Below are 16,212 nucleotides of genomic sequence, written 5' to 3'. Positions count from 1 at the left end.
GAATTGGTAGACGCACCAGATTTAGGTTCTGGCGCCGCAAGGTGTGAGAGTTCAAGTCTCTCCTTCCGCACCATTATCGGAAAACCCAGCATGACTTTGCTGGGTTTTTTCTTTTTTTTGGTTCTGGACTCGGGAAATCATTAGATTTGCCGAATTAAAAAAGCGAGCTCATGGCTCGCTTTTTTTCTATCTGTGATTTGAGTAGCTTACTACATACCTAACGCGTATTTCAGTACTTGAGCCTTAATTGGCCCTGAGTTTTCAGCAAGCTTCAATGCAGCATTACGTACGAACTTCAATGGCCCAAGATCGTTGCTAAAACCTTTATAGAAAAAGTCCATGCCCGTCTGCATGAGTAAGTTGTCAGGTCGACGTGCGCGTTCGTATTTCGCGAGTAAGGTATCTTCCAGCTTTTCTTGGTGTTCTGTTACCGAAAGGAGAACGTCTACATCTTTGAAGCCTAAGTTTACCCCTTGCCCTGCAAGCGGATTGATCGTATGAGCAGAGTCACCCACTAACACGCAATTTTTGCTTGAGTAGCTTTGCGCATGACGACGAGTGAGTGGGAATGAGCCAAACTGTAAAACTTCAATATCGCCTAATTCAGCAGGGAAATGACGTAAGATTTCTTCCCTTAGTTGAGGTTTACCCATCGCACACAGTTGTTTAATACGTATAGGCGAGTCATACCAAACCAAAGAACCTTGGCCTACTACTTGACCATCGTCGTTACTCAAAGAGCACAAAGGTAAAAATGAACGCGGGCCTGAAGGAGTAAATTGTTGCCAAGTGATATCTTGCTGTGGCAATTCTGTTTTCACATTAATCAACATGCAGTGTTGTCGGTAATCCCACGCAGTTACACCAATTCCAGCCAATTGACGAACTTTAGAGTTTGCACCATCAGCACCAATCACCCAGTTAGCTTCAAACTGCGCCCCACTTTCTAGTGTCACAAGGTTTACATCTGCAAACTCAATGGCTTTTAATCGCTCAGGACACATCACGGTTAGATTTTCATACTGAGAGAAGACTTGCCAAAGACCTAATTGGATTAGGCGATTTTCAACGATGTAACCTAGCTGATCCAATGACAATTCATCAGAGTGAAAACGAGTACGGCACTCTGGGTGCTCCCAAGTTTCTAAGCGCCGATAAGGACAAACTCGCATGCTCTTGATCTCTGACCATGCTCCGAGTGAATCAAGTAACTCCACCGACTGGTGCGAGATTGCAGATACACGAATATCCATCGCCTGAGCGGCATCAAAAACTTTAGGTTTTGTACCTTCGACCAAGACAACGCTTCTGCCCTGCTTGGCAAATCCAACAGCGACGGCTGCCCCAACCATACCGCCACCGATCACGGCGATGTCATACTTGTTCATTTTTCACTCTTCATCGTGCTGATTAATTGGCGTTTTTTATTGTACTTTCCATGGCTATTTTTACAAAATTGTTTAACAAAAAACCTTGTTCTGCATAGGGCGAAAAACTAGATTTCATCAGGCTTTGCAGAGAATTAGCTAGATCACTAGTCAGGTGCTTTTTAAAGCAGTACAATACGCCGCTTACCGCCGTGATGGCGGCTATAATTTGAGCAATAGCTCTCCGATTTAAGTACAACTGAACGAGCGAAAGTGAGATGAGTAAGAAACTGCTAATTAAAACCTGGGGCTGCCAGATGAACGAATACGATTCATCAAAAATGGCCGACCTGCTTAATGCTGCAAACGGCTACGAGCTGACGGAAGAGCCAGAGGAAGCAGACGTACTTCTACTTAACACCTGTTCGATCCGTGAAAAAGCGCAAGAGAAAGTTTTCCACCAGCTAGGCCGCTGGAAAACACTAAAAGATAAAAAACCTGGCGTAGTTATCGGTGTAGGTGGTTGTGTAGCAACGCAAGAAGGTGACCATATTCGTGAACGTGCACCATACGTTGACGTTATTTTTGGCCCACAAACTTTGCACCGCCTACCTGAGATGATCAAACAATCTCAGTCCGATGATGCACCAGTTATGGACATTTCGTTCCCAGAGATCGAAAAATTCGACCGCCTACCTGAACCTCGCGCTGAAGGTGCGACAGCATTCGTTTCTATTATGGAAGGCTGCTCTAAGTACTGTACTTACTGTGTCGTACCGTACACTCGTGGTGAAGAAGTAAGCCGTCCAATGGATGACGTACTGTTCGAAATCGCCCAACTTGCTGAACAAGGCGTACGTGAAGTAAACCTTCTGGGTCAAAACGTAAACGCGTACCGTGGTCCTATGCACGATGGTGAGATCTGTTCATTTGCAGAACTGCTTCGTTTGGTTGCGTCTATCGATGGTATCGACCGTATTCGTTTCACGACGAGCCATCCGTTAGAATTCACAGACGACATCATCGCAGTATACGAAGATACGCCAGAACTTGTGAGCTTCCTGCACTTACCTGTGCAAAGTGGTAGTGACCGTATCCTAACGATGATGAAACGCCCTCACACCGCTATCGAATACAAATCGATCATCCGTAAACTGCGTAAAGCTCGTCCTGATATTCAAATCAGTTCAGACTTTATTGTTGGTTTCCCTGGTGAGACAGACAAAGACTTCCAAGACACCATGAAGCTAATCAAAGATGTAGACTTTGACATGAGCTTCAGCTTTATTTTCTCTCCACGTCCAGGTACGCCAGCAGCGGATTACCCTTGTGATGTGTCAGAACAAGTGAAGAAAGAGCGCCTTTACGAACTACAGCAAACTATCAATGCTCAAGCGATGCGTTACTCTCGCTTAATGCTTGGCACAGAACAACGTGTTCTAGTTGAAGGTCCTTCGAAGAAAAACCTAATGGAACTACGCGCTCGTACAGAAAACAACCGTGTAGTAAACTTTGAAGGTAGTGCAGACCTAATTGGTCAGTTCGTTGATGTGAAGATCGTAGACGTATTTGCAAACTCACTGCGTGGTGAGCTAGTACGTACTGAAAAAGACATGGATCTTCGTAGTGTGATTTCCCCAACGCAGATGATGGCGAAAACACGTCGCGAAGATGAGCTGGGTGTAGCTACTTTTACGCCGTAAGCTCGTATAAATAGCCATAGAGAGCCTGGTCGTTATCAGGCTCTCACTAAGTGGCAAAAAATGAGAGGCAACATTGAGCAATAAAATCGTAACTCTAGAAATTAACCTAGAACCTTCAGACAACCGCCGACTAGCTAGCCTGTGCGGTCCATTCGATGACAACATCAAGCATTTAGAACGTCGTCTAGGCGTTGAAATTAACCACCGTAGTGACCACTTTACGATTGTCGGTAAACCTCATACCGCATCAGCTGCGCTGGATATCCTGAAAACTCTATATGTTGATACCGCACCTGTACGAGGTGAGATCCCAGATATTGAGCCTGAGCAAATCCATCTAGCGATCAAAGAGTCTGGTGTTCTTGAGCAGAATACTGAGTCTAATATCGAGCATGGTAAAGAAGTCTTCGTCAAAACCAAGAAAGGTGTGATCAAACCACGTACGCCAAACCAAGCGCAGTACTTGGTTAACATGGTCACGCATGATATTTCTTTTGGTATTGGCCCGGCTGGTACAGGTAAAACCTACCTTGCTGTAGCAGCAGCTGTTGACGCACTAGAGCGCCAAGAGATCCGCCGTATTCTACTTACTCGTCCAGCGGTTGAAGCTGGTGAGAAATTGGGCTTCCTACCTGGTGATTTAAGCCAGAAAGTCGACCCATACCTACGTCCGCTATACGACGCCCTATTTGAAATGCTGGGCTTTGAGCGCGTAGAGAAGCTGATTGAACGTAACGTGATTGAGGTTGCCCCTCTTGCTTACATGCGTGGTCGTACTCTAAACGACGCCTTTATCATTCTTGATGAGAGTCAGAACACCACAGTTGAACAGATGAAGATGTTCCTAACGCGTATTGGTTTTAACTCTCGCGCGGTTATCACTGGTGATGTCACGCAGATTGACTTACCTCGTGGTGCGAAATCGGGTCTTCGTCATGCTATTGAAGTACTAAGCGAAGTTGACGACATCAGCTTTAACTTCTTCTTAGCCGACGACGTTGTACGTCACCCTGTGGTTGCTCGTATCGTTAACGCGTACGAGAAGTGGGAAGCACAAGACCAGAAAGAGCGTAAAGAGTTCGAGAAACGCCGTCGTGAAGAACGCGATGCGAAGTTACTAGAAGCAGCAAAAGCCGAACTGAATGCACAAGTTGCTTCAACTAAGGAATAATCATGGCGATTGAACTTGATCTGCAACTGGCAGTCGAAAATGAAGAAGGTCTGCCTTCGCAGCAAGATTTCCAATTGTGGCTAGATAAGACAATTCCTCTCTTCCAGCCACAAGCCGAAGTCACCATTCGTATTGTTGATGAACAAGAAAGTCATACGCTCAATCATGAGTATCGCGGCAAAGATAAACCAACTAATGTGTTGTCGTTTCCATTTGAAGCACCTCCTGGTATGGAAATAGATTTACTTGGTGATTTGATTATTTGCCGCCAAGTTGTTGAAAAAGAGGCGGTTGAACAGAGCAAGCCTCTGCTAGCACATTGGGCGCATATGGTTGTACATGGCAGCTTGCATCTGCTAGGTTATGATCATATAGAGGATGACGAAGCCGAAGAGATGGAGTCCCTCGAAACCGAAATCATGCAAGGTATGGGTTATGAAGATCCTTACATTGCTGAAAAAGAGTAGCTATTGGCCACTCGACAGGGAAAGGCGAACCACCTAAATGACTCTCGTGTTCGCCTCTCTATGTGTGCTATCACACTTCTGATAGCGTTACTTAATTGAGAAACAATGAACGAAGATAATTCTCCCTCTTCTAACGAAGATAAGAAAGAAAAGGCAGAAGGTCCGAGTAGAAAGTCCTTCTTTGAACGTCTAGGTCAACTATTTCAGGGCGAACCAAAAGATCGCCAAGAGCTTGTGGATGTTATCCGCGACTCTGAAGTTAACGACCTGATTGACCATGACACTCGCGATATGCTCGAAGGTGTTATGGAAATCTCCGAAATGCGTGTGCGTGACATTATGATCCCGCGTTCGCAAATGGTTACCGTTGAGCGTACTCACGACCTTGATACCTTGGTTGCTTTGATTACCGATGCTCAACACTCTCGCTACCCTGTGATCAGCGAAGATAAAGACCATGTGGAAGGCATACTTCTAGCGAAGGACTTACTTAAATACTTAGGCTCAGGCAGTAATCCATTTGATATCGAAGAAGTCATTCGACCAGCGGTTGTGGTACCGGAAAGTAAACGCGTTGATCGACTGCTGAAAGAATTCCGTGAAGAACGTTATCATATGGCCATTGTTGTCGATGAATTCGGTGGTGTTTCTGGTCTTGTGACCATTGAAGATATCCTTGAGGAAATCGTCGGGGATATTGAAGATGAATTCGATGAAAGTGAAGAGACGGACATTCGTAAGCTGAGCAAGCATACGTTTGCTGTCAGAGCGCTGACAACCATCGAAGAGTTTAATGAGACATTCGGAACCAACTTCAGCGATGAGGAAGTTGATACCGTTGGTGGTATGGTCATGACTGCCTTTGGTCACTTACCTTCTCGTGGTGAACTGGTTGAAATTGAAGGCTACAACTTCAAAGTCACCGCTGCCGATAACCGTCGTGTCATTCAACTCCAAGTGACGATCCCAGACGAAGAAACCCTGGTTGAAGCCACTCAAGAGTAACGCGATACCCATTGGGAATCTCAGAAAATTACAATGATGAATGAACTCTTTCATCGCCTTAAGCGGCCCTTAGTGGCCGCTTTTGTTGGCGCCTCTACTACACTCGCTTTCGCTCCTTACCAGCTGTGGCCTATTGCCATTCTTAGCCCTGCAATTCTACTGATTCTTCTTGCTAACCAAACTCCGAAACGCGCACTATGGATTGGTTATGCTTGGGGGTTAGGTCAATTTGCAACTGGCGTTAGCTGGGTTTACGTCAGTATCTCCGGTTTTGGCGGTATGCCGCTCATTGCCAATTTATTTTTAATGGGCTTACTTGTTGCCTACTTGGCTGTTTATTCAGGCTTATTTGCTTGGCTCAACAACAAGCTGTTTCCTCAATTTACGCTCACAAAAGCACTTCTCGCTGCACCTGCTTTATGGCTGATAAGTGATTGGTTGCGTGGTTGGGTGATGACCGGCTTCCCTTGGTTATGGCTAGGCTATAGCCAGATAGATGCTCCACTCGCAAGCTTTGCACCAATTGGCGGCGTAGAACTGCTTACTCTATTTATCCTTATCAGCGCAGGGGCGTTAGCCTATACATGGATTCATAAGCAGTGGCTGATGGTGATTATCCCTGCGGTACTACTCAGTACTGGCTTTGGGATTCGCAACTACGATTGGGTAACACCCCGACCAGAAGACACGACTAAGCTCGCGCTGATTCAAGGTAACGTAGACCAGAACCTAAAGTGGCTACCAAGTCAACGCTGGCCAACCATAATGAAATATGCTGACTTAACTCGTGAAAACTGGGATGCTGACATTATCGTTTGGCCAGAAGCAGCAATTCCCGCTTTTGAAATTGAAGTGCCTTCATTTTTGAGCAATATCGACAGCGCTGCAAAAATGAATAACAGCGCAATCATCACCGGTGTCGTCAACCAAGCTGAAGATCGACAGTTCTACAACAGTATTCTGTCCCTAGGCATCACACCATACGGTGACTACAGCTTCGATTTAAGCGAACGTTACCATAAGCATCACCTACTACCATTTGGTGAGTTTGTACCATTTGAAGATATTTTGCGCCCATTAGCGCCATTCTTTAACCTACCGATGTCGTCGTTTAGCCGTGGGGCTTTTGTGCAGCCAAACATCGTTGCGAATGGCATGCACATGGCACCAGCGCTTTGCTATGAGATCATCTTTAATGAGCAAGTGCGTCAAAATGTGACTGACGAAACAGACTTCATTCTAACGCTTTCAAATGATGCATGGTTTGGTCACTCTATCGGTCCTCTTCAGCATATGGAGATCGCCCGTATGCGTGCCTTAGAGTTAGGTAAACCGCTCATCCGCTCGACTAACAACGGATTAACAGCGGTAACCGATCACAAGGGTAAAATCGTTGAGCAAGTTCCGCAGTTTGAAACTGCAGTACTGCGCGCAGAGCTCACCCCAACCGATGGGAAAACGCCATATCGAATCGTTGGTACTTGGCCATTGTATATTTGGGTAGGGTTAAGTTTAGCGCTGGCTTTCGGTTTAAGAAGAAAACAGAGCTGATAACAGCTTGAAAGTAGAAAAGACAAAAAAGAGGCGACTAAGCCTCTTTTTTATTCATTGCATTATACAGTCGTTACTCGCCATTTATGGCTTTAATGACTGACGAGTAAAGCCTTTGTGACTACACTTAATACACGGAATGATTACTGTTGGGTGGTTATACGTTGTCTTGTGACCACACTCATCACAGACTAAAGTGCCTAAGCCTATCACCTCTCCTGCTTCATATAGCCCTTGATGCTCTAAGTCATCGAACAACTCAACCCACTCAACTTTAGTTCGGTCTGTAATCTCTAACAGCCCTTGCCATATCGAATCCGCAATCGTTAAGTAAAACGGACCGCTTTTGCTATCCTCGTAACTCTCTGAAAACTCTTTTAAGTCTGCTTTAAGGTACGCTTTGATTAAAGCCAATTCATCTTTGGTCAAGTCATTAGCAGCATCCACCACTTTGCCCGACGTCTCAATCGCTTTGTTAACTTCTTCCGGACTGTGCTTCAAGGTTTCAATCACATCCTCGAGCATTTCCTCATAACCTGTTTTACGTTTAGGCATAACTGACCTCCATCTTTCTCCTACCTGCGTCACTTAAGGGCGCATGGGTACAGATTGGCTATTGTTGTGATCCCTAGCTTTAGGTATTCTATGACGATCTATTTAAGTCTGTTCTAACCGAACTCACAAATTCCAAGATAACGGATACCATCGATGCAAGAACAATACAACCCACAAGATATTGAACAAAAAGTTCAAAAGCACTGGGATGACAACAAAACCTTTGTTGTAAGTGAAGACCCAAATAAAGAAAAATTCTACTGTCTGTCCATGTTCCCATACCCAAGTGGTCGACTGCACATGGGTCACGTGCGCAACTACACTATCGGTGATGTAGTATCTCGTTTCCAACGCCTACAAGGTAAAAACGTGATGCAACCAATCGGTTGGGACGCATTCGGTCTACCTGCAGAAAACGCAGCAGTAAAAAACAAAACTGCGCCAGCACCTTGGACTTACGAAAACATCGAATACATGAAGAACCAACTTAAGCTTCTAGGCTTTGGTTACGATTGGAACCGTGAATTCGCAACATGTACACCGGAGTACTACCGCTGGGAACAAGAGTTCTTCACTAAACTTTACGAGAAAGGTTTAGTTTACAAAAAGACTTCTTCTGTTAACTGGTGTCCTAACGACCAAACTGTTCTTGCAAACGAGCAGGTTGAAGACGGTTGTTGCTGGCGTTGTGATACGCCTGTAGAGCAAAAAGAAATCCCTCAATGGTTCATCAAAATCACTGAGTACGCTCAAGAGCTACTAGACGACTTAGACAAGCTTGAAGGTTGGCCTGAAATGGTGAAAACCATGCAGCGCAACTGGATTGGTCGTTCTGAAGGTGTTGAACTGAAGTTTGAAGTTAAGGGTCAACAAGACCTAGAAGTTTACACAACACGTCCAGATACGCTAATGGGTGTGACTTACGTGGGTATCGCAGCCGGCCACCCTCTTGCAGCTCTTGCAGCAGAGAACAATCCAGAGCTTGCAGCGTTTATCGACGAATGTAAGAACAACAAGGTTGCAGAAGCTGAGCTAGCGACAATGGAGAAGAAAGGTATGGCAACTGGCCTTACTGCTATTCATCCATTGAACGGCCGCGAAGTACCAGTATACGTAGCAAACTTCGTTCTGATGGACTACGGTACAGGCGCGGTAATGGCTGTACCTGCGCACGACCAACGTGACTACGAGTTCGCAACGAAGTACGGTCTAGACATCGTGCCAGTTATCAAGCCTGCTGATGGCAGCGAGCTAGACATCTCTGAAGCAGCATACACTGAGAAAGGTGTACTGTTCGATTCAGGTGAATTCGATGGCCTAGAATTCCAAGCGGCATTCGACGCAATCGCAGCGAAGCTAGAAGCAGAGGGCAAAGGCACTAAGACTGTAAACTTCCGTCTACGCGACTGGGGTGTATCTCGTCAACGTTACTGGGGCGCACCAATCCCAATGGTAACGACTGAAGACGGTGAAGTTCACCCAGTACCTGCTGACCAACTACCAGTGATTCTTCCAGAAGACGTGGTAATGGACGGCGTCACTAGCCCAATCAAAGCAGACAAAGAGTGGGCGAAGACAACCTTTAACGGCGAACCTGCTCTACGTGAGACAGATACGTTCGATACGTTCATGGAATCTTCTTGGTACTACGCGCGTTACTGTTCACCGCAAGCAGACGACATCCTAGACCCAGAAAAAGCAAACTACTGGCTACCAGTAGATCAATACATCGGTGGTATCGAGCACGCTTGTATGCACCTACTGTACTCACGCTTCTTCCACAAACTACTGCGCGATGCGGGTTACGTAACGTCTGACGAACCGTTCAAGCAACTACTGTGTCAAGGCATGGTACTGGCTGATGCGTTCTACTTCGAGAACGAGAAAGGCGGCAAAGAGTGGGTAGCTCCAACAGACGTAGCCGTTGAACGTGATGGTAAAGGCCGCATAACTTCTGCTAAAGACACTGAAGGTCGTGATGTAACGCACTCAGGCATGATCAAGATGTCTAAGTCTAAGAACAACGGTATCGACCCTCAAGAAATGGTAGACAAGTACGGCGCTGACACAGTACGTCTATTCATGATGTTCGCGTCTCCAGCGGACATGACACTTGAATGGCAAGAGTCTGGCGTAGAAGGTGCGAACCGCTTCCTAAAACGTGTTTGGAAACTAGTGAAAGAGCACACAGCGAAAGGTGCAGCAGAAGCAGTAGATACCTCAGCGCTTTCTGGTGATCAAAAAGCACTTCGCCGCGACGTTCACAAGACTATCGCGAAAGTGACGGACGATATCGCTCGTCGTCAAACATTCAACACCGCGATCGCAGCGATCATGGAGCTGATGAACAAACTAGCGAAAGCGCCTCAAGAATCTGCGCAAGATCGTGCAATCCTTGACGAAGCACTGAGAGCTATTGTTGTCATGCTTTACCCTATCACTCCGCATATCTCATACGAGCTATGGGCAGCACTAGGTGAAACAGACATTGATAACGCGGCATGGCCGACGTTTGACGAAAAAGCGCTAGTTGAAGACGAAAAAACTATCGTTGTTCAAGTTAACGGTAAGCTACGTGCGAAGCTAACAGTCCCAGCTGATATCTCTAAAGACGATATCGAACAGCTTGGTCTAAACGACGAAAACGTGGTTAAGTTCACTGATGGCCTGACTATTCGTAAAGTTATTTACGTTCCAGGTAAACTGCTGAACATCGTTGCAAACTAATCGCAGCTGTCAATTTGTCTCTGTTTAGCGAACTTATTTGTTAACCAAGAGTCATTAAACAGGGTAGTTTTCTACCCTGTTTATTTACCTCAAACCATTCACATGAGTGGTTTAAGGTAAATAACCCCTTCAATTTAGGATGAATACAATCAATGCGCTTTTTCTCTTTGATTAAACTACCAGTGGTATTGGTATTAGCGGGGCTTCTTTCTGCCTGTGGTTTTCACCTTCGCGGCGAGTATTCCGTACCGGAAGAGCTGCACACTATGTCTTTCTCCAGCTACGATGAATACAGTGAATTAACTCGCTATGTTCGCTCTCAACTCGAACTGAACAAAGTTGAACTTGTTCAACCATCATCGACGGTACCCAACCTTCATTTGACGGAAGCGACAATCGATGAGCGTACACTATCGCTTTATCAAAATAGCCGTGCAGCAGAAAAAGAGCTGACATACGTAGTAAAATACCGTGTGACAATTCCTGGCTATGGTTCTAAAAACTTTACGACAACAGTAAACCGCAACTACCTAGACAACCCGTTGACCGCACTTGCAAAATCTGTTGAGCGTGACGTAATTGAAGACGAGATGCGCTTGCAAGCTGCAAAACAGATGATGCGCCAGTTGGGCCGTATTCGTGCCGAATATGAAGCAGGACAAATCTCTGAGCCAGCGAACAAAAACTCTTAGTCACTATGCGAATTTATGCCGATAAGCTAACGGATCATTTAACTAAACAAGTTAAACAGGTTTACTTAATCTTTGGTAATGAGCCGTTACTGATTCAAGAAAGCCGCCAAGCAATCCAAAAGGCAGCGTTTCAGCAAGGTTTTGAGGAAAAACACCGTTTTGCGGTGGATGCTAGCATCGACTGGAACCAAGTTTACGACTGTTTCCAAGCGATGAGCCTGTTTTCAAACCGTCAATTGATTGAGCTTGAAATTCCTGAAAGTGGCGTAACAACCGCCGTCAGCAAAGAGCTGCAAACACTGTGTGATATGCTTCATGATGACATCATGCTCGTCATTGTTGGTAGCAAACTGACCAAAGCCCAAGAAAATGCGAAATGGTTCAAAGCATTAAGCTCAAAAGGCGATTGGGTAAGCTGCTTGTCGCCAGACCTTCAACGCCTACCTATGTTCATTCAGACACGTTGCCGCACGTTGGGACTAAAACCCGATCAGCAATCACTGCAAATGTTGGCTCAATGGCATGAAGGTAACCTATTTGCATTGACACAAAGCTTAGAGAAATTGGCCCTACTCTATCCGGATGGTGAGCTGACCATCATACGTTTAGAGGAAGCCCTAAGTCGCCATAATCACTTCACTACCTTTAACTGGATCGACGCCTTACTGGCAGGTAAAGCAAACCGTGCACAACGTATTCTTCGCCAACTTGAGGCGGAAGGGGTTGAGACCGTGATCTTGATTCGAAGTGTACAAAAAGAGTTGAGCCAACTTTTAAATATGCATCAAGACTTAACTCAAATGGGAATGAACCAGGTATTTGAGAAATATCGAGTTTGGCAAAACAAGCGTCCACTCTATAACGCAGCACTGACCCGCTTATCAGCGAGTCGTATTTGTGCATTGCTCTCCTTGTTGGCTCAAGCCGAGATAAAAGCCAAAACTCAGTATGACGAGTCTGTATGGCCAACTATTCATCAGTTGAGCTTAGAAACCTGCTCTCCTGATATTAAGCTGGCAATTTAAAAATCAAAGCGTGATATAGTGCGCGACCTGTTTTGCAAGCAAGAATGTAAAACACTTTAGAGATAAGAGACAAACCGAGGAAAACCGAGTGCTTCGCGAAGAACTGAAAGACTTTTTAGCTGATAAAGCCGACGACATGAAAGCGGAAGACATTATCGTCCTAAATGTGGAAGATAAATCAAGCGTGACAGATTACATGATCATCTGTACTGGTACATCCAAACGCCACGTTTCATCCATCGCTGACCATGTTGCAACAGAAGTGAAAAAAGCCGGTCTTGAGCCACTAGGAATGGAAGGTGAAAACGAAGGTGAATGGGTAGTCCTAGATATGGGCGACGCCATGCTTCACGTGATGCAAGAAGAGCACCGCGAACTCTACCAGCTAGAAAAACTCTGGGGTTAATCTTTTGAAAATTCAACTAATTGCTGTTGGCACAAAAATGCCAAAATGGGTTGAGGAAGGCTTTCAAGAATATCGTCGCCGTTTCCCGCATGATATGCCGTTGGAGTTGATTGAAATCTCTGCTGGTAAGCGTGGTAAGAATGCCGATATCGCTCGCATCCTGCAAAAAGAAGGAGAAGCGATGCTCGCGGCGGTACCAAAAGGCAACCGTATCGTCACGTTAGATATCCCAGGTAAAAAATGGGACACTCCTCAACTCGCTGAGCAGTTAGAAGCTTGGAAATTAGATGGCCGTGATGTATCAATATTAATCGGCGGTCCTGAAGGACTCGCTCCTGCATGCAAAGCTGCAGCAGACCAAAGCTGGTCATTGTCTGCCTTAACGCTACCCCACCCTCTAGTGCGTATCGTAATGGCAGAAAGCTTGTACCGAGCGTGGAGCATCACCGCTAACCACCCTTATCATCGCGAATAATCGTTGTTTAACTTTAGAGCCAAGCGTTAATGATTCGTAAACGACGCAGTCAAATCCGAGATTATCAAGCCGAAGCGCGTCTGTTTGCCAGCCGCGCTATTGTTGCTTTTATCGGCATTGTTGTCTTGATGGGAGCTCTGGTTGCCAACATGTACAACATTCAGGTGAACCAGTTTCAAGACTATCAAACCCGCTCGAACGATAACCGCATCAAAGTAGTGCCTATCGCGCCTAACCGAGGTCTAATTTATGACCGAAATGGCGTTTTACTGGCAGAGAACCGTCCCGTCTTTAACTTAGAACTGACCCCAGAAAAAATTAAAGACATTGATGCAACCATCCAAGAATTACAGACTATTCTGGAAATTACACCAGACCAGATTGAACGTTTCCACCACGAGCGTAAACGGACTCGTCGATTTAAATCGGTCCCACTGCTTACCCAACTGAACGAAAAACAAGTAGCGGTATTCTCCGTCAATCAGTACCGCTTTCCAGGTGTGGAAATAAGTGCGACCTTAAAGCGCTACTACCCTTTCAGCGAAGTCTTAACCCACGTGATTGGGTATGTTTCTCGAATCAATGATCGCGACATGCAGCGCCTGATCCGAGAAGAAAAAGACGCAAACTATCAAGCCACTCGCGACATTGGTAAGCTGGGTATTGAAAAATACTACGAAGACCTCTTACACGGTACAGCCGGATATCAAGAAGTCGAGGTAAACAGCCGCGGCCGAGTAATTCGTACCTTAAAGTACGTTCCACCTGTACCCGGAAAAGACATCGTTTTAAACCTTGATATCAACTTGCAGTTGTACGTACACCAATTATTGGACGGCCGCCGAGGCAGTGCTGTAGTAATCGATCCTAGAGACAACGGCGTACTGGCTATGGTTTCGAGCCCTAGCTACGATCCTAACTCGTTCGTGCACGGAATCTCAGGTAAAGACTATCGCGCCCTTTTGAACGATAAAAACCGTCCTTTGGTCAACCGCACTACACTTGGCATTTACCCTCCTGCGTCTACCATCAAACCATTTATGGCGGTAGCCGCGCTGCAAGAAGGTGTCGTCACACCTAACACCACACGAAATGACCCTGGTTATTGGCGCATACCAAACTCCAACACACGCCCGTTTCGTGACTGGTTGCGTTGGGGGCACGGGCGCGTCGATATCATTAAGTCGATCGAAGAGTCTGTTGATACCTTCTACTATCAAATCGCTTATGACATGGGTATTGACCGTATTTCGAATTGGATGATGATGTTCGGTTTTGGTGATTACACTGGCATTGATATCTACGAAGAAAGTAAGGCGAATATGCCGACTCGTGACTGGAAAATGTCTCGCCATAAAACCCCATGGTATAAAGGTGATACGATCCCTGTGGGTATCGGCCAAGGATATTGGACAGCAACACCAATGCAAATCGCCAAAGCAACCTCCGTATTAGTAAACGAGGGAGAAGTGATCGCACCTCACTTGCTCAAAGCGACGATAGAAAATGGTAACGACTTCGAAGAGCAGCAAACGACAGAATACGTGACTTACCCACCAATCAAGAATGTGCCTAAAAAGTACTGGGATATGGCGAAAGAAGGCATGCGTCGGGTAAACCATGGCACGCGCGGAACAGCTCGTCGCTCATTCTACAAAATGAATTATGAAACAGCGGGTAAATCAGGTACTGCACAGGTCTTCGGTCTGGGTGAAAACGAAGAGTACAACGCCGATGAGATCGCCGAGCACTTACGTGACCATGCGTTATTTACTGGCTTTGCACCATTTGATGATCCTAAAGTGGTCGTCACTGTAGTACTAGAAAATGCCGGTGGTGGTTCTAGTAACGGTGCCCCAGTAGTAAGGAAAATTTTTGACCGAGTCGTTCTTGGTCCAGAAGAAATTGAGCCTGAAAACAATGCGAAGAAAGAGGTAAAACAGTAATGAAGATGGATCCCTCTACAGGTAAAAATCGCGCCCTGTTTGAACGCTTCCATATCGACTTACCACTCCTACTTGGCATACTGGCCCTGATGGGGTTTGGCCTGGTGATCATGTACAGCGCCAGTGGCCAAAGTTTACTGATGATGGATCGCCAAGCCATGCGAATGGTGCTTTCACTCGTTGTGATGCTCGTCCTTGCACAGCTTTCTCCACGAACTTACGAAAGCTTGGCACCTTTGATGTTCGTTGGTGGCGTTATACTGCTTTTCGGCGTGCTGTTTTTCGGTGAAGCATCGAAAGGCGCGCAGCGTTGGCTTAACCTCGGTTTTGTGCGCTTTCAACCGTCAGAGCTATTGAAGCTCGCGGTGCCATTAATGGTAGCTCGCTATGTTGGTAGACAGCCCCTCCCACCAACGCTAAGAACACTCATTGTTGCACTGATTATGGTCTGCTTACCAACCATTCTCATTGCAAAACAGCCTGACTTAGGTACCTCAATCCTGATCGCGGCTTCCGGTATTTTTGTTATCTTCCTCGCAGGCATTAGCTGGAAAATAATTGCTGGTGCTGCGATTGCATTAGGTGGTTTCATTCCAATTCTGTGGTTTTTCTTGATGCGAGAGTATCAAAAAGTGCGAGTTCGTACTCTATTTAACCCGGAGTCTGATCCGCTAGGAGCGGGCTACCACATTATTCAGAGTAAAATTGCGATTGGCTCCGGCGGTATTTCCGGCAAAGGTTGGTTGCAAGGTACGCAGTCACAACTAGAATTTCTTCCTGAACGACACACTGACTTTATCTTTGCAGTAATTGCTGAAGAATGGGGTATGATTGGCTTCCTTTGCCTTTTAGCCATCTATCTATTTATTATTGGACGAGGTTTATATCTCGCCAGCCAAGCGCAAACCGCATTTGGACGAATGATGGCAGGCAGTATTGTACTCAGCTTCTTCGTGTATATTTTTGTAAATATTGGCATGGTAAGTGGCATCCTACCTGTAGTAGGTGTACCGTTGCCACTCATCAGTTATGGCGGCACATCAATGGTAACCTTGATGGCTGGTTTTGGTATTCTGATGTCGATTCATACGCACCGAAAAGCATTCTCTAAGGCGACCTAGA

Annotated in this window: 14 protein-coding genes; 12 read left to right on the top strand and 2 right to left on the bottom strand. The window is 45.9% G+C overall.

The window, feature by feature from the left end:
• Nucleotides 1–209: 209 nt before the first annotated feature.
• Nucleotides 210–1,388, bottom strand: a complete 1,179-nt coding sequence (locus tag R7Z78_RS19095) for a 2-octaprenyl-3-methyl-6-methoxy-1,4-benzoquinol hydroxylase (RefSeq protein ID WP_104975939.1) — start codon at nucleotides 1,386–1,388, stop codon at nucleotides 210–212.
• Nucleotides 1,389–1,645: 257 nt separating this feature from the next.
• Here R7Z78_RS19095 and miaB point away from each other — a divergent pair, with 257 nt between their 5' ends.
• The 5 genes from miaB (at nucleotide 1,646) to lnt (ending at nucleotide 7,264) form a co-directional block, all read left to right on the top strand.
• Nucleotides 1,646–3,070, top strand: a complete 1,425-nt coding sequence (miaB, locus tag R7Z78_RS19090) for a tRNA (N6-isopentenyl adenosine(37)-C2)-methylthiotransferase MiaB (RefSeq protein WP_005373038.1) — start codon at nucleotides 1,646–1,648, stop codon at nucleotides 3,068–3,070.
• A gap of 73 nt (nucleotides 3,071–3,143) precedes the next feature.
• On the top strand, nucleotides 3,144–4,241 hold the full coding sequence (locus R7Z78_RS19085; protein WP_005373033.1) for a PhoH family protein: 1,098 nt from the start codon (nucleotides 3,144–3,146) through the stop codon (nucleotides 4,239–4,241).
• Nucleotides 4,242–4,243: 2 nt separating this feature from the next.
• Nucleotides 4,244–4,708, top strand: coding sequence for an rRNA maturation RNase YbeY (ybeY, locus tag R7Z78_RS19080; RefSeq protein WP_005373030.1), 465 nt, complete (start codon nucleotides 4,244–4,246; stop codon nucleotides 4,706–4,708).
• 105 nt (nucleotides 4,709–4,813) lie between these two features.
• A complete protein-coding gene (gene corC / locus R7Z78_RS19075) occupies nucleotides 4,814–5,713 on the top strand; it encodes a CNNM family magnesium/cobalt transport protein CorC (RefSeq protein ID WP_005384118.1) in 900 nt (299 codons plus the stop codon).
• 33 nt (nucleotides 5,714–5,746) lie between these two features.
• Nucleotides 5,747–7,264, top strand: coding sequence for an apolipoprotein N-acyltransferase (gene lnt, locus R7Z78_RS19070; protein ID WP_104975938.1), 1,518 nt, complete (start codon nucleotides 5,747–5,749; stop codon nucleotides 7,262–7,264).
• A gap of 84 nt (nucleotides 7,265–7,348) precedes the next feature.
• Here the strand turns inward: lnt and R7Z78_RS19065 are convergent, their stop codons facing one another.
• Nucleotides 7,349–7,819 carry a zinc ribbon-containing protein gene (locus tag R7Z78_RS19065; protein ID WP_005384120.1) on the bottom strand — a complete coding sequence of 157 codons (471 nt, stop codon included), beginning with the start codon at nucleotides 7,817–7,819 and terminating at the stop codon, nucleotides 7,349–7,351.
• Between the two features lie 153 nt (nucleotides 7,820–7,972).
• On the opposite strand from R7Z78_RS19065, the gene leuS reads away from it, so the two are divergent.
• From leuS to rodA, 7 genes are all read left to right on the top strand, one after another.
• Nucleotides 7,973–10,546 (top strand): leucine--tRNA ligase, encoded by a 2,574-nt coding sequence (leuS, locus tag R7Z78_RS19060; RefSeq protein ID WP_104975937.1) that lies wholly within the window; start codon nucleotides 7,973–7,975, stop codon nucleotides 10,544–10,546.
• A 152-nt stretch (nucleotides 10,547–10,698) separates the two neighbouring features.
• The gene (lptE, locus tag R7Z78_RS19055) at nucleotides 10,699–11,238 is read left to right on the top strand and encodes an LPS assembly lipoprotein LptE (RefSeq protein WP_005384122.1); all 540 of its coding nucleotides are present in this window, start codon (nucleotides 10,699–10,701) and stop codon (nucleotides 11,236–11,238) included.
• 5 nt (nucleotides 11,239–11,243) lie between these two features.
• Nucleotides 11,244–12,263: a DNA polymerase III subunit delta gene (gene holA, locus R7Z78_RS19050; RefSeq protein ID WP_005384123.1), complete on the top strand. Its 1,020-nt coding sequence runs from the start codon at nucleotides 11,244–11,246 to the stop codon at nucleotides 12,261–12,263.
• Between the two features lie 88 nt (nucleotides 12,264–12,351).
• Nucleotides 12,352–12,669 carry a ribosome silencing factor gene (gene rsfS, locus R7Z78_RS19045; RefSeq protein WP_005373015.1) on the top strand — a complete coding sequence of 106 codons (318 nt, stop codon included), beginning with the start codon at nucleotides 12,352–12,354 and terminating at the stop codon, nucleotides 12,667–12,669.
• Nucleotides 12,670–12,673: 4 nt separating this feature from the next.
• Entirely contained in the window at nucleotides 12,674–13,144 is a 471-nt protein-coding gene (gene rlmH / locus R7Z78_RS19040) for a 23S rRNA (pseudouridine(1915)-N(3))-methyltransferase RlmH (protein WP_017821762.1), read from the top strand.
• Nucleotides 13,145–13,173: 29 nt separating this feature from the next.
• Nucleotides 13,174–15,090, top strand: a complete 1,917-nt coding sequence (gene mrdA, locus R7Z78_RS19035) for a penicillin-binding protein 2 (protein ID WP_005384126.1) — start codon at nucleotides 13,174–13,176, stop codon at nucleotides 15,088–15,090.
• A complete protein-coding gene (gene rodA, locus R7Z78_RS19030; protein ID WP_005384128.1) occupies nucleotides 15,090–16,211 on the top strand; it encodes a rod shape-determining protein RodA in 1,122 nt (373 codons plus the stop codon). Before mrdA ends, rodA begins: the two co-directional genes overlap by 1 nt.
• The last annotated feature ends 1 nt before the right edge of the window (nucleotide 16,212 follow it).

It is taken from the genome of Vibrio sp. 1167, from assembly GCF_033340375.1.
GTDB lineage: Bacteria > Pseudomonadota > Gammaproteobacteria > Enterobacterales > Vibrionaceae > Vibrio > Vibrio alginolyticus.
Note: the sequence above shows the minus strand (reverse complement) of the source record. Positions and strands in the feature narration are given on the sequence as shown.